A 19,213-nucleotide genomic window follows, 5' to 3' on the forward strand; every position below is an offset into this window, starting at 1 on the left:
GATGCTTATGACAGTATTCTGTCTTCTGGACAGCATGCTGTCAATGCTTCGACTTCCCCTGAGGTGAGGCGCGGAAAACTGTCCGAGATGCACCTCATGGCGGATATTCGATTCCGCTTTCCGGAAGATTGCCGGAGCGTGGGGCGTAGGACGCGTCGAACCGCCCCACGCGCCCCGGCCCCCGCACGCTCGCCCGTCCCCGAACGTCCGCCGAGGAGACCGAGTGATCCCCGCCGTACGAGCCATCGCCCGCGCCGCCATGGCGGCCCGCCCCGTGCCCCTCGCCGACGTCCAGGCCCGCGCGGAACTGCTGACCCGCGTCGACCGCGGCTACCTCGTCCCGGTCGAGGTCTTCACCGCCGTCGCCGCCGAACTCACCGACCGCGGCCGGCCCGGCGGCCCGTTCGCCGCCCTGTGCGTCAACGGCCGCCGCTGGTCCGGCCACCGCTGCGTCCACTACGACACCCCCGACCTGCGCAGCTTCCACGACCACCGGCAGCGCCGCCGGCCCCGCTTCACGGTCCGCGAGCGGCTCTACGAGGACACCGGTCAGCGGCAGTTGGAGATCGCGCTCCAGGGGCGGCGCGCGGAGACGGTCAAGCACCGTCGCCCGCTGCTGCCCGGCGAAGCGGCCCTGGGCCCGGCCTCGCACGGCTTCCTCGCCACCGTGCTCGCCCGCTCCCACGGCATCGACGCCCCCGCCGGCCTGCGCCCCGCCCTCGCGACCCACCACCAGCGGACCACCCTCGTCGCCGACGGCCAGCGGATCACCTGCGACGCCGCGCTGGTCTGCCGCGACCCGGCGACCGGGCGGACCGTACGTGCCGACGGCGGCCTCGTCCTCGTCGGGACCAGAAGCGCCGGCCGACAGACCGAGGCGGACCGGCTGCTGCGCGGCCACGGGCTGCACGCCGCGGAATTCACCACGTACAGCGCGGCGTTGGCGGCCCTGCGCCCGGACCTCGCCGCGGACCGATGGCGGCGGACGGTGCGGACGGCGTTCCCCGCGGCGGGCTGAGGGGCCGCGCACGGAGGCGAGCCGCTCCCCCCGGGGGAGGCGTCGCACCCGGCCCCACGTGCTGGAGCTTCCTACAGGACCGTCGACATTCTGTCCGTGGGGGTGGTGAGCGCCATACACACTGTCGGTACCGGTGACCTGATCGTGATCCTTACGCTGGAGGCGTTCGCCGTGCCTGTCCCCGGCGGACCCGAGCGACCCGATCCGAGGTACTGACCGTGACCACGACGCATTCCGCCTCCGCCGCCGACCCCGCCGCCGGAGCGGCGGTCAAGGCCGACGACCGCGCGCATGTCTTCCATTCCTGGTCCGCGCAGGGCCTCATCGACCCGCTCCCGGTCGCCGGCGCCGAGGGTTCCTACTTCTGGGACTACGACGGCAACCGCTACCTCGACTTCTCCTCTCAGCTGGTCAACACCAACATCGGCCACCAGCACCCCAAGGTCGTCGCCGCCATCCAGGAGCAGGCCGCGAAGCTGTGCACCATCGCACCCGGCTTCGCCGTGGACGTGCGCTCCGAGGCCGCCCGGCTGATCGCCGAGCGCACCCCGGGCGACCTCGACAAGATCTTCTTCACCAACGGCGGTGCGGAGGCCGTGGAGAACGCGGTCCGGATGGCCCGGCTGCACACCGGCCGCGCCAAGGTGCTGTCCACCTACCGCTCGTACCACGGCGCCACCGCCGCCGCGATCAACCTGACCGGCGACCCGCGCCGCTGGCCCTCGGACACCGCCTCGTCGGGCGTCGTGCACTTCTGGGGCCCGTTCCTCTACCGCTCGCCCTTCCACGCCGAGAACGAGGCGCAGGAGTGCGAGCGCGCCCTGGCGCACCTCGAACAGACCATTGCCTTCGAGGGCCCGCAGTCGATCGCCGCGATCATCCTGGAGACCGTCCCCGGCACCGCCGGGATCATGGTCCCGCCCCCCGGCTACCTCGCCGGCGTCCGCGAGATCTGCGACCGCCACGGCATCGTCTTCATCCTCGACGAGGTGATGGCGGGCTTCGGCCGCACCGGCCGCTGGTTCGCCGCCGACCACTTCGACGTCACCCCCGACCTGCTGACCTTCGCCAAGGGCGTCAACTCCGGCTACGTCCCGCTCGGCGGCGTCGCGATCAGCGCCGAGATCGCCGCGACCTTCGACCAGCGGCCCTTCCCCGGCGGCCTGACCTACTCCGGCCACCCGCTGGCCTGCGCCTCCGCCGTGGCCACGATCAACGCGATGGCCGAGGAGCGCATCGTGGAGAACGCCGCCGAGATCGGCGAGCGGGTCATCGGGCCCGCGCTCCGCGAGATCGCCGAACGCCACCCCTCGGTCGGCGAGGTCCGCGGCATGGGCGTCTTCTGGGCCCTGGACCTGGTCAAGAACAAGGAGACCCGCGAGCCCCTCGTGCCGTACAACGCCTCGGGTGCCGCCAACGCCCCGATGGCCGCCTTCGCCGCGGCCTGCAAGCGCGGCGGCCTGTGGCCCTTCGTGAACATGAACCGGACGCATGTCGTCCCGGCCTGCACGGTCACCGAGGCCGAGGCCAAGGAGGGCCTGGCCGCCCTCGACGAGGCCCTGACCGAGGCGGACGCGCACACCGACGCCGCCTGAGCAGCGGCAACGCCGGACCGCGCCCCCGCGCGCGGCACCCGGACCGGCGTGCACCCGGACGGACGCGCGGCGCGTAGCCGCGGCGGCCCTCGCCTATCGTGGGCGGGGGCCGCTTCCACCTGCGCGGTCATGGAGTCGTCGAAGGAGACGCACACGATGGCCGCCGGCGCAGACAACGGGTTCATACGGCGCAGCACGCTGCGTCAGCAGATCGCCGACGCGCTGCGCGACGAGCTGCTGGCCGGCCGGCTGCCGTCCGGCCACCCGTTCACCGTCAAGGAGATCGCCGAGCAGTACGGCGTCTCGGCGACCCCGGTGCGCGAGGCGCTGCTCGACCTGTGCGCGCAGGGCCTCCTCGACGTCGAACAGCACCGCGGCTTCAAGGTGCACGCCTTCTCCGCCGACGACTTCCGCGCCATGGTCGAGGCCCGCACCCTGATCATCGAGGGCATCTTCCGCGGCGGCGCCGAACAGGCGCTGCGCGACGTCCCGCCCGAGGTACTGGTCTCCGTCCGGCGCCGGGCCGACGAGGCCGAGCGGGCCGCGCGGGCCGGCGACCTGGATGTGCTGATCGGCTACGACCTGCGGTTCTGGCGGGAACTCAGCAGCATCGTGGGCAACCCCTACATCACCGATTTCCTCGACCGGGTCCGCGTCCAGACCTGGATGTTCGCGGTGCCGCTGCTGCGGTGCGAGGACGACCTCAAGGGCCACCTCTGGCACGACCACGGCGAGTTGGCCGATGCCCTCGTCCGGTACGACCTGCCGGCGGCCCAGCGGCTGATCGCGGAGTACAACGAGCACTCCCTCGCTCTCGTGGGAAAGCGCCGCTAGCACTACGCTGTCCCGACCATCGGCCGTAATGGGCCGTACCCGTAGCTGTACGTGCGCCGGTGTTCCCGTTCCCGACCGGAAGCGAGCCCTCACTCGTGGCATGTGACCTGTGGCTGGTACCCCTCGTCGATGTGCTGTGCCACAGCCCCGACAACCCGTTCTCGGAAGAGATCGCCACCTACGACAAGGCCCTGACGGACGCGGGCCTGCCGCCGGTCCCGGTCTTCAGCTACATGCCCGGCCTCTCCGGCGATGTCGCGCCGGTCGCCGGCTTCGACTACGACGCACTGCACTTCCTGCGGCGCGCCTACCTCCTGCGCCTGTGCGGCCTTGAGGTCACTCCGGTGGACGAACTGGGCGGTGACTACGAGCAGTTGCTGGAGATGTTCGAGACGACCGCGCAGCAGTCCCACCTGGTGTGGCACTACGACCACGCGGGCGCCTACGTCCCGGTGGACTTCCCGCACCCGCTCGCCGACGACGAACTGCTGGAGGGCGGCGGTCCGCTGGGCTCCTCGCACGGGCTGCTGCGCGACCTCGAACTCGTCGCCCCGTCCCTCGGCATCGATCCGGCCAATCCGCCGGCCGCGCCCGCGCCGCCGGCCGGACCCACCTCCTTGGAGGAGCGGGCGGATGCCGTTCCCCTGGACGACAGCCCGTTCGCCCGTGAGCGGCACGTGTGGCTGGGGCTGCACGCGGCCGCCACCCGGAGCCTGGGCCAAGGCTCCATGATCGTCTTTAGTTGACCGGTGCGCCGGGGGCGGCTCGCCCCCGGCGCGGCGTCGTTCTCCGCCCCCGGCGCGGCGTCACGCGGCGGTCTCAGCGCGGCGATTCCGGCGGCCGTTGGCGCGGCATGTTCGGCCGCGCGGAGGGCGGCAGGGTGAACCGCGCCGGCGGTCCCGCGCTCTCCGGCCGCGACGCCACCGCCCAGGGCAGCATCGTCTGCGTGGCCGGCGGCGCCGGTCCGGCCCGGAAGTCCGTCATCCAGTCGGCCGTCTCGGACCGTACGAGTTCCCCGATGTCCTCGTTGAACCGCCGCAGCACGCCCAGACAGCGCTCCGCCGCCTCGCTCGCCGTACCGTCCGCCGGGCCGAGCACCTCGCGCACGCTCTCCGACGCCCAGTCGAACTGCAGCGTCTCCAGCCTGCGGTGGATGGCCTGGGCGGTGGCGAGATCGCGCATCCAGCCGGCCGTCACCCCGAAGTACCGGTCGCATCCCACACACACCGCCGCCAGCAGCAGCGTCAGGTAGCCCCACGGCGTCCCGCTGTGCCAGCCCCCCGCCAGATCCAGCAGCGGCAGCACACCGCCCGCCGTGACCCCGGCCGCGGCACCCAGCCGCAGCGCGCGCGCCCCGCGGCGCTTGGCCAGCCGGTCGTGCAGGTACCAGTCGGCGGCGCGCAGCGCGCCCTCCTCGGTCCACAGGTAGAGCGCGTCCAGCCGGTCGGCAGGCTCCCCCCAGTCGCCGAGCGGAAAGACCCGCCCCGCGACGTCCCGCCGCCCCGGGGGCCGGTCCTGCCGGGGACGCCGGTTCCGGCGCCCGGGGAGCCGGAACCGTCCGCCCTCGTCCCAAGGAGGCCCCTCGGGCTGCATCTCCGGCTGACTCACCCGTGGGCTCCCTCTTTACGGATACGTGCGGTGCGCGCGGGACCTACGAGATGGCCGACAGCGCTGCCCCTTCCTACCGCCGAACGGTTGGCCTTGCCCCCAAGATCGCGGTATTTCCGCCCGGAAGTAGTGCGGGATCCGGTATAAGGCCGCCGGGCATCTCACCCGAAAGAGTTGCCTCCGCGGCGATAGCCGGTTTCCGGCCGCCCGTCCGCCGTCCTCGGGCGCCGGCCCGCCCGCTGACGGAGGCCGGGGAGCCCGTCCGGCGAGCGGCCGCCCCGGCCCGTGGCCCGTCCCGCCTCACCGGGCGACTAGGCTGCACCCGTGAAGGTCCTCGTCATCGGCGGCGGCGCCCGCGAACACGCCCTGTGCCGCTCTCTGTCCCTCGACCCCGACGTCACCGCGCTGCACTGCGCTCCCGGCAACGCCGGTATCGCCGAGGTGGCCGAATTGCATGGGGTCGACGCCCTCGACGGCACCGCCGTCGCCGAACTCGCCACCGGCCTGCAGGCCGACCTGGTCATCGTCGGACCCGAAGCCCCCCTCGTGGCGGGCGTCGCGGACGCCGTACGCGACCGTGGCATCCCGGTCTTCGGCCCCTCGGCCGAGGCCGCCCAGCTGGAGGGCTCCAAGGCGTTCGCCAAGGACGTGATGGCCGCCGCGGCCGTCCCCACCGCCCGCAGCTACGTCTGCACCAACGCCGCCGAGATCGACGAGGCGCTCGACGCCTTCGGCGCCCCCTACGTCGTCAAGGACGACGGCCTCGCGGCCGGCAAGGGAGTCGTCGTCACCGAGGACATCGAGGCCGCCCGGGCGCACGCCCTGGCCTGTGACCGCGTGGTCATCGAGGAGTTCCTCGACGGCCCCGAGGTCTCGCTGTTCGCCGTCACCGACGGCCGGACGGTCGTGCCGCTCCAGCCCGCCCAGGACTTCAAGCGCGCCTACGACGGCGACGCCGGCCCGAACACCGGCGGCATGGGCGCCTACAGCCCGCTGCCCTGGGCCGACCCCAAGCTGGTCGACGAGGTCATGGACACCGTCCTGCAGCCCACCGTCGACGAGCTGCGCCGCCGCGGCACCCCGTTCTCCGGTCTGCTCTACGCGGGCCTGGCGATCACCTCGCGCGGCGTCCGCGTGATCGAGTTCAACGCGCGCTTCGGCGACCCGGAGACCCAGGTCGTCCTGGCCCGCCTCAAGACCCCGCTCGCCGGCCTGCTGCACGCCGCCGCCACCGGCACCCTCGCCGCCCTCCCGCCGCTGCGCTGGAGCGACGACGCGGCAGTCACGGTCGTCATCGCCTCGCACAACTACCCCGACACCCCGCGGACCGGCGACCCCATCAAGGGCCTCGCCGACGTCGCCGAGCAGGACGCCCCCACGGCGTACGTCCTCCACGCGGGCACCAAGCGGGACGCCGCGGGCGCGGTGCTCAGCGCGGGCGGCCGGGTGCTGTCCGTCACGGCCACCGGCTCCGACCTCGCCACCGCCCGCCTGCGCGCCTACGGCGCCGTCGGCCGGATCTCCCTGGACGGCTCGCAGCACCGCACGGACATCGCCGCCAAGGTCGCGGACCAGGCGGAGCAGGTCCGGGACGAGGCGGCCCCGGAGGCATAGGCCCGCGCCGACGCTCGCACCACGGCCCCGCGTACCCGCCCCCGAGAGGAGGCGTACGCGGGGCCGTGGCGTACCGCCATGCCGGTGACCTGGGCGTTCGGGGCGCGGCCGGCACGGACCGGGCCTGGCCGCCACCAGTTCCCGGCTTTACCCAAAGCCATTCCATCGAGTGACGACCCCAGGTATCCGGCTGACGAGAGCGGAACCCCCAACTAGGGTGCCGCGCAAGCGCCCTGTGGTCGCCGTGCCGTGCATCGGCACGACTGCCGCGGTGGCGTCCGGCAAGTGGCTCACCGACATTGCGATGTCAGTGGCCGGTGCCACAGTGGTGGGGAGTGAGCAGCGATCACGGCGGACGTCCGCGTCCGCCCGCCCGCTGCGGCGACTCGCTCGTACCGCGCAGTTCCGTCCCGTGTTCTCTCCGTCGTTCTCTCCGTCCGTCTCCATCAGGACAGCAGGGGGTGTACAGGCTCGTGGCAGGTCCGGAAATTGGCGTCCTGGCGGCGCGTGCCCGCGCCCTCGCAGTGCTGCGGATCCGCGGCACGGCGTGGGCCGCGGCTCTGCTGCCCGCGGCCGTGGCCGTGGTGCTGCTGGTCGGCTCCGCGACCGGCCACTTCGGCACGGGCACCGGCTGGAGCGTGGCCCGCTGGGCCGCCGGCGCACTCGCGGTGACAGCCCTGCTGCTGGCGGCGCTGGTCACCACCGTCGTCGCCCGCGCCAGACCCGCGCTCAGCCCCTCCGTGCCGATCTCCGAGAAATCGGCACCCGACCTCTACCGCCTGGTGCGCGATCTCGCCGAGCGCCTCGACGTCCCGGCGCCCTCTGCGATAGCGCTCACACCGGACTGCGACAGCTGGCTGGAGGACCGTACGCACCGCGCCCACGGCCCGCCCCGCGCCGCCCGGCCCGCCGGCGGCGAAGGGCGGCGGGCGCCCGAGGCACCGGTCCTCGTCATCGGCTCGCCCTTCCTGTGGTGGATGCGGGTCGCCGAGCTGCGCGCTCTGCTCGCCCCGGTCGTGGCCGGCACCGGCCCGTCGGCGCACCCCGACATAGCGGCCGCCCGACGCTTCATCCGCGGCCTCGACGCCGCCGTCGCGGTCTCCGCCCGCGCCGACGGCCCACTGCGCCGCCTCCCGCTCCGCTTCGTCGGCAAAGTGGCCCGCCTGCTGCTGCGCGCCTGCCGGGACCACGCCACGATCATGGAGCGCGGCGTCGCGTCCGCCGCGTCCGAGCGCGCCCAGAACGTCGACTACGGCCTGCGGATCGTCGCCCAGGAACAGGTCGGCCTGGCCTACGCCGGCTGGGACCGGCTGCTGACCCGCGTCGCCCTGCCCGCCTGGCGGATGGGCCGCTGGCCCTCCCGCCTCGACGCAGGTGTGGTCTCCGCACTCACCGAACTCTCCCGCCGCGACCGCCTCGCCGAGGGCTTCACCTCACGCCTCGGCGAGCGACCCGCCTGCGACCTGCTGGAGGAGCCGGGCGCCATCGACCGCGCCGCCTCCCTGCTGGCCGCCCGGCTCTTCCACGGCGGCCCGGCCGAACCGGGCCCCGACTGGTCACCGGTCGCCTGGAACCAGTACCCGGAGGAGGTCGTGGACCGTAAGTGGCGCCTGGAGGCGGCCCGCCTGCACCGCGTCCTCGACGAGCTCCCGCCCGGCCCACCCGCCACCGCGGACACCGCCGCGGACCCCGCGCCGGCCCCGTCGACCGTTGCGGGCGTCGCGCCCCGAACCGCCGCGGAGCCCTCACCCGCAGCACCCTCACCGTCCGCGTCGCGCGCTGCCGCCCTCCCGTACGCCCCCGCGGGGACCCGTACGGCCGCGAAGAACCGTGCCGACGAGGGCGGGGCGCCGGGCCCCGGGCCCACCCTGGACCGCGTCATCGAACGGCTGACCCGCGACGACCGGGCCGGTGATCTCGTCGCCGCCCGGCTGGGCGCGGAGGTCGAACGGGAGGAGCGTGAGGAGGCCGCCCGGCAGGCCGCCCTCGGTACCCGAGCGCAGGACGCGGCCGCGGGCGTGGCCTGGGGTGACGGCCTGGTGGAGGGCGGCCTCCCGCTGTTCCCGCTGCAGCCGCCCCGCACGGGCCGGGAACTGCTCGCCGACCACGTCACGGCCATGGTCTGCTGCGCCGCCGTCGACACCGCGGGCGCCGCCCCCGGCCTGGACTGGCTCGACGGCCCGGCACTGCTCGTGGACGGCGCCCGCCGCTCCGACCTCGGGCGCTCGGTGCTGAGCCTGGTGGACGACGGCGATGCCGCACCGCTGCGCGGCTGGCTGGCGACCGTCGGCGTCCGCGCCGAGAAGCCGGTCCGGCTGGTATGACCTGAATCCGCCCACGACCACCGGGACGCTCCGGCACTCCGCACCCACGCATCGGTGATGGATTCCTGCTCCGCACCCCGCGGCTCGCCCGCCGAGCTCCGCCCCGGTGCCGCAGCCCCGTCGCTGCCTCCGCCCGCCGCAAACCCCCGGTACACCGGCTGAATGTTCCCTTCCAGTTCGTGTTTCGGTCAGCACGACCCCTGAATTCACGACGAAGGGTGACGAAGTGAGTGCGTAATGTGATGTGCTGGGGGATGCCCCGGGGGCCGACCGGCCGGACCGGACGGAGCCCGCCCCCGCCCGAGCGGGCAGGCGGGGTGAAAAGAAACGGCCGATCGGCCGCGGCCAAACGGGGGACGCGGGAGGGGAGTGGAAGGTGGCGACGGAACAGATCAGGCGCTGGGAGTCGGGCGCTCTCGCCCACGCGGTCACGGACCCGTTCGGTCAGGGGCCGCTGCCCTGGCTGCGCGGCAGCGAGAACTACTTCGACTCCGGCCAGGTCGTCCCCTGGTACGTCGATCCCGCGGTCGCCCAGGGTGACCCGCGCTTCCCCGCGCCCCACAAGCACAACGGCCCCCGCACCGCGGACGACGTCCACCGGCAGATCAAGGGCTTCGCCAGCACCGGCGCGGTGGCCCCCGGCGAGGCCATCGACTTCCGTGTCTCGGTCGACCCGCCCCAGCCGTTCAGCATCGACGTCTATCGCATCGGCCACTACGGCGGCGCGGGCGCCTCCAAGATCACCACCAGTCCGCGCCTGGCCGGCATCGTCCAGCCCTCCCCGCTCGCGGCCGACCGCACGGTCTCCTGCCACCACTGGTGGCTGTCCTGGCGTCTGCAGGTGCCCGAGTACTGGAACCTCGGCGCGTATGTCGCCGTCCTCACCACCGCCGACGGCTACCGCAGCCACATCCCCTTCACGGTCCGCGACGACCACCCCGCCGACCTCCTCCTGCTGCTGCCCGACATCACCTGGCAGGCGTACAACCTCTATCCGGAGGACGGCCGTACGGGCGCCAGCCTCTACCACGCCTGGGACGAGACGGGCGCGCTCCTCGGCGAGCAGGACGCCGCCACCACCGTCTCCTTCGACCGCCCCTACGCCGGCGCCGGCCTGCCCCTCCATGTCGGCCACGCCTACGACTTCATCCGCTGGGCCGAGCGCTACGGCTACGACCTCGCCTATGCCGACGCCCGCGACCTGCACGCCGGCCGCGTCGACCCGACCCGCTACCGCGGTCTGGTCTTCCCCGGCCACGACGAGTACTGGTCGGTGCCCATGCGCCGCACCGTCGAGCGCGCCCGCGACAACGGCACGTCCCTCGTCTTCCTCTCCGCCAACACCATGTACTGGCAGGTCGAGCTGTCCCCGTCGCCCTCCGGCCCGGACTCGCTGCTCAGCTGCCGCAAGCGCCAGGGCCCCGGGCGGCCCGTGCTCTGGCGCGAGGCGGGCGAGCCCGAGCAGCGGCTGATGGGTATCCAGTACGCCGGGCGGGTCCCCGAGCCGGTGCCCCTCGTCGTCCGCAACGGCAGCCACTGGCTGTGGGAGGCCACCGGCGCCCACGAGGGCGACGAACTCCCCGGCCTGGTCGCCGGCGAGGCCGACCGCTACTTCCCTCGCACCAGCCTCCCCGAGCACACTCACCGCATCCTGCTGGCGCACTCCCCGTACCGCGACAGCGAAGGCGCCCTCCGCCACCAGGAGACCTCTCTCTACCGCGCCCCCAGCGGCGCCCTGGTCTTCTCCTCCGGCACCTTCGCCTGGTCCCCCGCGCTGGACCGCCCCGGCCATGTGGACCAGCGCGTCCAACGCGCCACCGCCAACCTCCTCGACCGGATCTGCAAACGCGACTAGCACGCCGGCGCGGCGGAAAGGACCCGGGCTCGGGGTGCCGGGCGGACGCCCCCGTTCCCGGCCGGCGGCCGATGTCACCCACCCTGCGGCGACACCGCAACACCCATACGGGAGAATCGGACGGACTCCTGGATCAACCTACGCGGAGGCAGCGTGTCCGGTTTCGTAGAAAAGCCCGAGGCCGTGCAGGTCCCGGGGCTCACCCACCTGCACACCGGCAAGGTGCGCGACCTCTATCAGAACGCCGCCGGCGACCTGATCATGGTCGCCAGCGACCGGATCTCCGCCTATGACTGGGTGCTCCCCACCGAGATCCCGGACAAGGGCCGCGTCCTCACCCAGCTGTCCCTGTGGTGGTTCGAGCAGCTCGCCGACCTCGCGCCCAACCATGTCCTGTCCACCGACGTCCCGGACGGCGCCCCCGCCGACTGGGCCGGCCGCACCCTCGTGTGCACATCCCTCGCGATGGTCCCGGTCGAATGCGTTGCCCGCGGCTACCTCACCGGCTCCGGCCTCGCCGAGTACCGGCAGAGCCGTACGGTCTGCGGCCTGGCGCTCCCCGAGGGTCTGGTCGACGGCTCCGAACTGCCCGCGCCGATCTTCACCCCGGCCGCCAAGGCCGCCGTCGGCGAGCACGACGAGAACGTCTCCTACGAGGAGGTGGCCCGCCAGGTCGGCGCGGAGGTCGCGGCCCAGCTCCGGCAGCTGACACTCGCCGTCTACAGCAGGTCCCGCGACATCGCCCGCGAGCGGGGCCTCATCCTGGCGGACACCAAGTTCGAATTCGGCTTCAACGGCGAGGAGTTGACGCTCGCCGACGAGGTGCTGACGCCGGACTCGTCCCGCTTCTGGCCCGCCGACCAGTGGGAGCCGGGCCGCGCCCAGCCGTCCTTCGACAAGCAGTTCGTCCGCGACTGGCTGACCTCTCCGGCCTCCGGCTGGGACCGCGCGAGCGAGCAGCCGCCGCCCGCCCTCCCCCAGGAGGTCGTCGACCACACCCGCGCCAAGTACATCGAGGCATACGAGCGCCTCACGGGTCTCCCCTGGTCGTGACCACGACCGCACAGGAAAAAGGCCCCGGGCCGGTGGTGACACCGGGCCCGGGGCCTTCTTTCGCTGAGCGGACGACGAGACTCGAACTCGCGACATCCACCTTGGCAAGGTGGTGCTCTACCAACTGAGCTACGTCCGCATGCTCCGTGCTGTCCGGCGAGGTCGCCGGTGCGCGGTGCGGGCACCACTATAGCCAACCCGGCCGGGTGGGATGCGCGCTGTCGCGGGTCGGCTCCTGCGCAGTGGGCTCCCGCCGGCCGGGGGAGCGGCGAGCGTCGTCATGCCCGATGCCGACGTGGCCCGCGCCGCGCCGGCTGCGACCGGGCCCGAAAGCCGACTCCCGGTTCCCGTCTCCAGGTCTTTCCTCGCCCGCCCCGGCGCCGACCGCCTGCTCCCTCAACTCCGCGGCGGCGCAACGGTTTCCCCTTCACGCCGGGTGCGCTGTGTGTTCACCCCGGACCGACCGCCCTTTCCCGCAGCCCTGCGGCGAGAGCGGTGCCTCCCCGGCCTCCGGTGCCCGGTCGCGCAGGTCGGTGCCGTTGACGGCCCGTCACCCCGGCCGATGGTCGCCCCGCCCGACCGACGCGGCAAATGTGTCCAGGGCCACAGCGTCCGCTGAGGGAAGGGCGGGAGAGAGATCATTCCGGAATAGCAGAAGGCCCCGATCGTAATGACCGGGGCCTTCTTTCGCTGAGCGGACGACGAGACTCGAACTCGCGACATCCACCTTGGCAAGGTGGTGCTCTACCAACTGAGCTACGTCCGCAGGCATCCACTCGGCTTTCACCGAGCGGCGCGACAGCTACTGTACCTGATCCAAAAGACCAGTTGAGCAGTCAGAGCGGGTGACAGGGATTGCACACTGCGCCTCCCTCTTGGAAAGAGGGCGCTCTACTACTGAGCTACACCCGCGCGACTCCGTGAGGTTCGGCCTTTCGGCCTGGCCCCTCGGCGTGCTCCAGACTCTAGCTGATCAGTAGGGGTGCTGTGCAAGTCGGCTGCCGCGGGCCGTGGGGTGCCGGTAAGTCGGCTAGTGGTTGGCGGCGTTGAAGGCCTCGTAGACCTTCTTGGGGATCCGCCCGCGCGGGGGGACATCCATCTGGTTCGAACGGGCCCAGGCGCGGACTGCCGCCGGATCGGCGGTCACCGAGGTCCGGTGGTAGGCCTTCCCGGACTTGGCGCGCTTGCGGCCGGCGTCCACGAACGGAGCGAGGGCGCTGCGCAGTTTCTTCGCATTGGCGGGATTGAGGTCGATCTCGTACGACTTCCCGTCCAATCCGAAGGGGACCGTCTCGGCGGCTTCTCCCCCGTCGATGTCGTCGGAGAGGGTTACTACTACTCGCTGCGCCACGGATATCGGTCCTTTCGTGCAGCAACCCCGTGTTGACGTGGGGTGATGCTTCAGATCCGGCTGATTGGGATCAATGCTTTTTCATTTGTACAGCGATGGGCATTGCATTGTGAAGCCCAGTTAATTTTGTCAGCGTGTCATGCCGCAATCCGGACCCTAGATCTTTTCGAGGATTTTCCCCAGCACTCACTCCTGCCGATACCGGACCGTGATCGGCCTTCCGGATATCTATGCGCGTAGATTTTCGAACACGGTACTGTGAGTACACCGCCTTACGCACCACACCACCGGGAGTGCCAGTGGCACGCGTCGTAGTCGACGTCATGCTCAAGCCGGAGATCCTCGACCCGCAGGGCCAGGCGGTGCAGCGCGCACTGCCACGCCTGGGTTTCGAGGGGATCGCCGACGTCCGTCAGGGCAAGCGTTTCGAACTTGAGGTGGAGGGACCGGTCGACGACGCCGCCCTCGCCCGCATCCGTGAGATGGCCGAGACCTTCCTCGCCAACACCGTCATCGAAGACTTCACCGTTCGGGTCGGATCATGACCGCTCGTATCGGTGTCATTACCTTCCCCGGCACGCTCGACGACCGCGACACCCAGCGCGCGGTCCGCGTCGCCGGCGCCGAAGCCGTGCCGCTGTGGCACCGGGACAAGGACCTCAAGCAGGTCGACGCCGTGGTTCTGCCCGGCGGCTTCTCCTACGGCGACTACCTGCGGGCCGGGGCCATCTCCCGTTTCTCGCCGGTGATGGAGACCGTTATCGAGCAGGCCAAGGCCGGTATGCCGGTCCTGGGGATCTGCAACGGCTTCCAGGTGCTCACCGAGACGCACCTGCTGCCCGGCGCGATGCTGCGCAACAACCATCTGCACTTCATCTGCCGCGACCAGAAGCTGCGGGTGGAGAACAACCAGACCTCCTGGACCTCGGACTACGAGTCCGGTCAGGAGATCAGTGTTCCGCTGAAGAACATCGACGGCCGTTATGTCGCCGACGAGCGCACCCTCGACATGCTGGAGGCCGAGGGTCGCGTCGCGTTCCGATACCTCGACGTCAACCCCAACGGCTCGCTCCGCGACATTGCCGGCATCACCAATGAGGCGGGCAATGTCGTCGGCCTCATGCCGCACCCCGAGCACGCCGTCGAGCCGCTGATCGGTACGGGCCGTACCGATGGCCTCGGATTCTTCACCTCGATCTTGAAGAAGCTGGTCAACGCCTGATGACTCTGGACACCGTCAAGCACGCAGCCGAGACGCCGGATACCGACCAGCCGTGGGCCGAGCTGGGCCTGAAGCAGGACGAGTACACGCGTATCCGGGAGATTCTCGACCGCCGTCCCACCGGCGCCGAGCTCGCCATGTATTCGGTCATGTGGTCCGAGCACTGCTCGTACAAGAGCAGCAAGGTCCATCTGAAGCAGTTCGGCGAGAAGGCGCCCGAGACCGACGCGCTGCTCGTCGGCATCGGGGAGAACGCCGGCGTCGTCGACGTCGGCCAGGGGTACGCGGTCACCTTCAAGGTGGAGTCGCACAACCACCCCTCGTACATCGAGCCCTACCAGGGCGCGGCCACCGGCGTGGGCGGCATCGTCCGCGACATCCTCGCCATGGGCGCCCGGCCGATCGCCGTGATGGACCCGCTGCGCTTCGGTGCCGCGGACCACCCCGACACCAAGCGGGTGCTGCCCGGCGTCGTCGCGGGTGTCGGCGGCTACGGCAACTGCCTGGGTCTGCCCAACATCGGCGGCGAGGTCGTCTTCGACCCCTGCTACCAGGGAAACCCGCTGGTCAACGCGCTGTGCGTGGGCGTCATGAAGCATGAGGACATCCACCTTGCCAAGGCGTCCGGCGCCGGCAACAAGGTCATCCTCTACGGCGCCCGCACGGGCGGTGACGGCATCGGCGGCGTGTCCGTCCTGGCGTCGGAGACCTTCGACTCGACGGGGCCCGCCAAGCGTCCCGCCGTCCAGGTCGGTGACCCCTTCCAGGAGAAGCTGCTCATCGAGTGCACCCTGGAGATCTTCAAGGAAGACCTGGTCGACGGCATCCAGGACCTCGGCGGCGCCGGGCTGTCCTGCGCCACCAGCGAGCTGGCCTCGGCCGGCTCCGGCGGTATGCGCGTCGAGCTGGACACCGTGCCGCTGCGTGACTCCTCCCTCTCGCCCGAGGAAATCCTCATGAGCGAGTCGCAGGAGCGGATGTGCGCGATCGTCGAGCCGGGCAAGGTCGACCGCTTCCTGGAGATCTGCGAGAAGTGGGATGTGATCGCGACCGTCATCGGTGAGGTCACGGACGGCTCCCAGCTGGAGATCTTCTGGCACGGCGAGCAGATCGTGGACGTCCCGCCGCGGTCCGTCGCCCACGAGGGCCCGACCTACCAGCGGCCCTTCGCGCGCCCGGAGTGGCAGGACGCCCTCCAGGCCGACGACGCGGGCAAGCTGGCGCGGCCGGCGAACGCGGAGGAGCTGCGCGCGCAGGTCCTGAAGCTGGTCGGTTCGCCGAACCAGGCGTCCAAGGCATGGATCACCGATCAGTACGACCGCTTCGTGCAGGGCAACACCGTGCTCGCGCAGCCGGAGGACTCCGGCATGGTGCGGATCGACGAGGGCTCCGACCTCGGTGTCGCGGTGGCCACGGACGGCAACGGCCGGTACGCCAAGCTCGACCCGTACACCGGCGCGCAGCTGGCGCTCGCCGAGGCGTACCGCAATGTCGCCGCCTCCGGTGCCAAGCCGCTCGCCATCTCCGACTGCCTGAACTTCGGCTCGCCCGAGGACCCGGCGGTCATGTGGCAGTTCGCCGAGGCCACCCGCGGTCTCGCGGACGGCTGCCAGACCCTCGGTACGCCCGTCACGGGTGGCAACGTCTCGCTCTACAACCAGACCGGTGACGTGGCCATCCACCCGACGCCGGTGGTCGCGGTGCTGGGCGTGATCGACGACGTCAACCGCCGTACGCCGATGGCGTTCTCGGACGAGGGCCACCTGATCTACCTCCTGGGTGACACCCGCGAGGAGCTGGGCGGCTCGGCGTGGTCCCAGGTCGTGCACGACCACCTCGGTGGCATGCCGCCGCAGGTGGATCTCGCCCGGGAGCAGCTGCTGGCGGAGATCCTGATCTCCGCCTCGCGCGACGGCATGATTGACGCGGCGCACGACCTCTCCGACGGCGGTCTGATCCAGGCGCTGGTGGAGTCGTGTCTGCGCGGTGGCCAGGGCGCCCGTGTCGTGGTGCCCGACGGGATCGACCCGTTCGTGCTGCTCTTCTCGGAGTCGGCCGGCCGCGCGATCGTCGCGGTGCCGCGCAGCGAGGAGCTCCGCTTCACCGACATGTGCGGTGCGCGGGGGCTGCCGGCCACCAGGATCGGTGTGGTCGACGGGACGGAGATCGACATCCAGGGGCAGTTCAGCATCGCGCTGAGCGAGCTGAAGGACGCCCATGAGGGCACGATCCCTGCCTTGATCGCTTAGGACGGTTGCCCGGGTCGAGATCCCGGGAACCTCGCAGTGCCGAAACGGCCCGCCAGTACATCTGGCGGGCCGTTTCGGCTGTCCGGGGTGAGCGGGCACGGGACCGGCTCTCCGGTGCGGCATTGCCTGCGGTTACGTAATTACGTAATATCGCAGTCATGGATCTCGAAGGACGTGTGGCCGAGCTGGAACGGCGGCTGGCCGCGCTGGAGCAGTCGGCGGGCCGCACCACGAGCCCGCCCGAGCGGGAGTCCGACGACGCGCTGTGGGCTCTGGGCGGGCTGAAGGCCCAGCTGGCCGAGCTGGGCGCCGAGAACGGCGGAGTGCTGTTCACCGGTGCCGTGCGGACCCCGGCCGGGCAGCGCTACGAGTGGCAGTACGGCCAGGTCACCGACACGGTGCTCGACGCCGACTGGACGGCGGCGGCGGAGTCGTTCGCGGCCCTCGGCCAGCCCGTACGGCTGACGCTGCTGCGCGAGATCCTCGGCGGCCGCTGCACCGCCGCCGAACTCACCGAACTCGAAGGGACGGGCACGTCGGGTCAGATCTACCACCACCTGCGTCAGCTGACGGCCGGCGGCTGGCTGCGCACGGCCACGCGCGGCCGCTACGAGGTGCCGGCCGACCGTGTCGTACCGCTGCTCGTGATGATCACCGCCGCCGGACGCTGAGACGCCCGGCCGACCCCAGGGGGAAGCACATGAAGTCCACGTCCTTGCGGAAGCTCTCCCAGATAGCCTCCCGCGTCTGCCTGCTCGGATTCCTGGCGATGGTGGTGGCGGGGTTCTTCGTCGACTACCCGTACTGGTGGGGCTGGGTCCCCCTCGGCCTCTGGGTGCTGATCAGCTTCGGTGGGGGCGGCTGGGCGGCCCGTGCGGAGGCCCGGGGCAAAGCCGGGCCCCGGACCGAGCCGGTCGAGGTCGGCGCTCCGGTCGACGGCCGGTGGAAGGCCATGAACAGCCCCGCCGACAAGGTCCCCAGCCACGGCACGCGGACTTATGGCCAGGCGTACGCCATCGACATCGTGGCGGAGCCGGAGCCCGACTCCCGGCCTGCCTTCGGCTGGTGGCCCTTGGCACGCCGTAACGACGACTTCCCGGCGTTCGGAGCGCCGCTGCTCGCCGTCGCCGATGCCACCGTCGTGGTGGCCGACGACCGCCAGCGCGACCACCTCAGCCGCACCTCCTGGTTCGCGCTGGTGTACTTCTTCGCCGTCGAGGGGCTGGTGCGGTCGCTCGGAGGAGCCCGCCGCGTCGTCGGCAACCACGTGACCCTCGACCTCGGCGACGGCACGTACGCGCTCTACGCCCATGCCCGGCACGGTTCGCTGACCATCGCTCCGGGCGACCGGGTGACGGCCGGCCAGACGCTCGGACAGTGCGGCAACTCCGGCAACAGCACCGAGCCGCACGTGCACTTCCAGCTGATGGACGCCGTGGACCTGGATGCCGCGGCCGGAGTGCCGTTCACCTGGCGGGGCATCGGTGTGCCGCGCAACGAGGAGATCTTCGTGGCCGGTGGGGCGGACCGGACGCCGACGAGCTGAGCCGGTTCCGGGCGGCCCCCGGGCCAGCGGCGGTCGGGGGGCCGCCGCTGGTCGGGGGGCCGCCCGGACGTCCGGGCCCGCTGTCAGAGGGGCCGCATACCCTGACCGGTATGCCTCCCGCAGCCCGGAAGCCGCGCGCCCGCCGGTACGACCCGAAGAAGACCCGGGCCGCCGTCCCGGCCCAGTTCGGCCACCTCCAGAAGGCCGTGCGCGCCCTCACACCCGAGCAGCTCGACCGGCCCGCACTGTCCGGTGACCGGACGGCCGGTGAGTCGGCCGCCCGTGCCGCCATGGCCCTGGAGGACGTGTGCCGGTTGCTGGAGCAGCCCGCGCCGCTCCGGCAGGAGATCGCTCTCGTCGACTGGCCGTCCGCGTCCGGTCCGCCGGCCGGAGGGGGCGACGAGGCCGCCCGGTCGGTTCCCGCGAAGCCCGCCGTACTGCTGGACCGGGCCGCGGACCGATACGCCGAACTGGTCCCCGCCGCGCCCGACGGCCGGCTGCTGGCGACCGGTTCCGGCGCGATGCGGCTGGACGACTTCCTGGTCACGTGCTGTGTGCGGCTGGTGCTGCACACCGACGACCTGGCACGGGCGACCGGCCAGGACATTCCCTCCGACCGGCAGGCACTCGCCACCACCACCCGGCTGCTCGCCGACGCCCTGGCTCACAAAGCCCCGGGCAACTCGGTCGAGGTGCGGGTGCCACCGTTCGCCGTGGTGCAGTGCGTCGAGGGCCCCAAGCACACCCGCGGCACCCCTCCCAACGTCGTCGAGACCGACCCGCTCACCTGGCTCCGGCTCGCCACCGGGCGCACGACGTGGTCCGCGGCGCGGGAAGCGGCCGAGGTCAGCGCGAGCGGTGAGCGGGCAGACATCGGCGGGTATCTGCCCGTGCTGCGCTGAGAGGGCCGAGCCGCCGAGGCCGTCGCGGTCAGGCACCGGCCT

General features: G+C 72.1%; 16 protein-coding genes and 3 tRNA genes. 14 read left to right on the forward strand and 5 right to left on the reverse strand.

Translation table 11 applies throughout. The features are described 5' to 3' along the window. Positions 1-223 precede the first annotated feature (223 nt). The 4 genes from ACH4FH_RS05120 (at position 224) to ACH4FH_RS05135 (ending at position 4,193) form a co-directional block, all read left to right on the forward strand. Positions 224-1,018, forward strand: coding sequence for a VTC domain-containing protein (locus ACH4FH_RS05120; RefSeq protein WP_398554343.1), 795 nt, complete (start codon positions 224-226; stop codon positions 1,016-1,018). Between the two features lie 218 nt (positions 1,019-1,236). Then, positions 1,237-2,613 carry an aspartate aminotransferase family protein gene (locus ACH4FH_RS05125; protein ID WP_398554344.1) on the forward strand — a complete coding sequence of 459 codons (1,377 nt, stop codon included), beginning with the start codon at positions 1,237-1,239 and terminating at the stop codon, positions 2,611-2,613. Between the two features lie 156 nt (positions 2,614-2,769). Continuing rightward, on the forward strand, positions 2,770-3,447 hold the full coding sequence (locus tag ACH4FH_RS05130) for a GntR family transcriptional regulator (RefSeq protein WP_398554345.1): 678 nt from the start codon (positions 2,770-2,772) through the stop codon (positions 3,445-3,447). A 95-nt stretch (positions 3,448-3,542) separates the two neighbouring features. Continuing rightward, positions 3,543-4,193 (forward strand): hypothetical protein, encoded by a 651-nt coding sequence (locus tag ACH4FH_RS05135; protein WP_398554346.1) that lies wholly within the window; start codon positions 3,543-3,545, stop codon positions 4,191-4,193. Between the two features lie 73 nt (positions 4,194-4,266). On the opposite strand, the gene ACH4FH_RS05140 is transcribed toward ACH4FH_RS05135, so the two are convergent. Further along, positions 4,267-5,055, reverse strand: coding sequence for an SLATT domain-containing protein (locus tag ACH4FH_RS05140; protein ID WP_398554347.1), 789 nt, complete (start codon positions 5,053-5,055; stop codon positions 4,267-4,269). A 324-nt stretch (positions 5,056-5,379) separates the two neighbouring features. Between ACH4FH_RS05140 and purD the strand changes: the two genes are divergently transcribed. The 4 genes from purD (at position 5,380) to ACH4FH_RS05160 (ending at position 11,901) form a co-directional block, all read left to right on the forward strand. Continuing rightward, positions 5,380-6,669: a phosphoribosylamine--glycine ligase gene (gene purD, locus ACH4FH_RS05145; RefSeq protein WP_398554348.1), complete on the forward strand. Its 1,290-nt coding sequence runs from the start codon at positions 5,380-5,382 to the stop codon at positions 6,667-6,669. Positions 6,670-7,142: 473 nt separating this feature from the next. Continuing rightward, positions 7,143-8,993 carry a hypothetical protein gene (locus ACH4FH_RS05150; protein ID WP_398554349.1) on the forward strand — a complete coding sequence of 617 codons (1,851 nt, stop codon included), beginning with the start codon at positions 7,143-7,145 and terminating at the stop codon, positions 8,991-8,993. Positions 8,994-9,369: 376 nt separating this feature from the next. Beyond that, positions 9,370-10,848: a N,N-dimethylformamidase beta subunit family domain-containing protein gene (locus ACH4FH_RS05155; RefSeq protein ID WP_398554350.1), complete on the forward strand. Its 1,479-nt coding sequence runs from the start codon at positions 9,370-9,372 to the stop codon at positions 10,846-10,848. A 153-nt stretch (positions 10,849-11,001) separates the two neighbouring features. Beyond that, a complete protein-coding gene (locus ACH4FH_RS05160; protein WP_398554351.1) occupies positions 11,002-11,901 on the forward strand; it encodes a phosphoribosylaminoimidazolesuccinocarboxamide synthase in 900 nt (299 codons plus the stop codon). 66 nt (positions 11,902-11,967) lie between these two features. Here the strand turns inward: ACH4FH_RS05160 and ACH4FH_RS05165 are convergent. From ACH4FH_RS05165 to ACH4FH_RS05180, 4 genes are all read right to left on the reverse strand, one after another. Beyond that, a tRNA-Gly gene (locus ACH4FH_RS05165) sits at positions 11,968-12,040 on the reverse strand. A gap of 554 nt (positions 12,041-12,594) precedes the next feature. Beyond that, a tRNA-Gly gene (locus ACH4FH_RS05170) sits at positions 12,595-12,667 on the reverse strand. 74 nt (positions 12,668-12,741) lie between these two features. Further along, positions 12,742-12,813, reverse strand: a tRNA-Gly gene (locus ACH4FH_RS05175). Between the two features lie 118 nt (positions 12,814-12,931). Continuing rightward, positions 12,932-13,252 (reverse strand): Lsr2 family protein, encoded by a 321-nt coding sequence (locus tag ACH4FH_RS05180; protein ID WP_398554352.1) that lies wholly within the window; start codon positions 13,250-13,252, stop codon positions 12,932-12,934. Positions 13,253-13,551: 299 nt separating this feature from the next. Between ACH4FH_RS05180 and purS the strand changes: the two genes are divergently transcribed. From purS to ACH4FH_RS05210, 6 genes are all read left to right on the forward strand, one after another. Beyond that, positions 13,552-13,797 carry a phosphoribosylformylglycinamidine synthase subunit PurS gene (gene purS, locus ACH4FH_RS05185; RefSeq protein ID WP_393893226.1) on the forward strand — a complete coding sequence of 82 codons (246 nt, stop codon included), beginning with the start codon at positions 13,552-13,554 and terminating at the stop codon, positions 13,795-13,797. Beyond that, positions 13,794-14,474 (forward strand): phosphoribosylformylglycinamidine synthase subunit PurQ, encoded by a 681-nt coding sequence (gene purQ / locus ACH4FH_RS05190; RefSeq protein ID WP_398554353.1) that lies wholly within the window; start codon positions 13,794-13,796, stop codon positions 14,472-14,474. Before purS ends, purQ begins: the two co-directional genes overlap by 4 nt. Beyond that, positions 14,474-16,723 (forward strand): phosphoribosylformylglycinamidine synthase subunit PurL, encoded by a 2,250-nt coding sequence (purL, locus tag ACH4FH_RS05195; RefSeq protein WP_398554354.1) that lies wholly within the window; start codon positions 14,474-14,476, stop codon positions 16,721-16,723. The genes purQ and purL overlap by 1 nt, the downstream gene beginning before the upstream one ends. 158 nt (positions 16,724-16,881) lie before the next feature. Then, the gene (locus ACH4FH_RS05200; protein WP_398554355.1) at positions 16,882-17,394 is read left to right on the forward strand and encodes an ArsR/SmtB family transcription factor; all 513 of its coding nucleotides are present in this window, start codon (positions 16,882-16,884) and stop codon (positions 17,392-17,394) included. Between the two features lie 29 nt (positions 17,395-17,423). After that, complete coding sequence (locus ACH4FH_RS05205; protein WP_398554356.1) at positions 17,424-18,269, forward strand: M23 family metallopeptidase; 846 nt, start codon at positions 17,424-17,426, stop codon at positions 18,267-18,269. Between the two features lie 110 nt (positions 18,270-18,379). After that, positions 18,380-19,171, forward strand: a complete 792-nt coding sequence (locus tag ACH4FH_RS05210; protein WP_398554357.1) for a sterol carrier family protein — start codon at positions 18,380-18,382, stop codon at positions 19,169-19,171. Positions 19,172-19,213: the final 42 nt, after the last annotated feature.

It is taken from the genome of Streptomyces sp. NPDC017993 (assembly GCF_044328065.1).
Classification (GTDB): Bacteria; Actinomycetota; Actinomycetes; order Streptomycetales; family Streptomycetaceae; genus Streptomyces.

Excerpts from the sequence above, each read along its gene's own strand:
- ACH4FH_RS05205 (WP_398554356.1), top strand. The coding sequence starts at position 17,424 with ATGAAGTCCACGTCCTTGCGGAAGCTCTCCCAGATAGCCTCCCGCGTC.
- ACH4FH_RS05130 (WP_398554345.1), top strand. The coding sequence starts at position 2,770 with ATGGCCGCCGGCGCAGACAACGGGTTCATACGGCGCAGCACGCTGCGT.
- ACH4FH_RS05210 (WP_398554357.1), top strand. The coding sequence starts at position 18,380 with ATGCCTCCCGCAGCCCGGAAGCCGCGCGCCCGCCGGTACGACCCGAAG.
- ACH4FH_RS05200 (WP_398554355.1), top strand. The coding sequence starts at position 16,882 with ATGGATCTCGAAGGACGTGTGGCCGAGCTGGAACGGCGGCTGGCCGCG.
- purL (WP_398554354.1), top strand. The coding sequence starts at position 14,474 with ATGACTCTGGACACCGTCAAGCACGCAGCCGAGACGCCGGATACCGAC.
- purQ (WP_398554353.1), top strand. The coding sequence starts at position 13,794 with ATGACCGCTCGTATCGGTGTCATTACCTTCCCCGGCACGCTCGACGAC.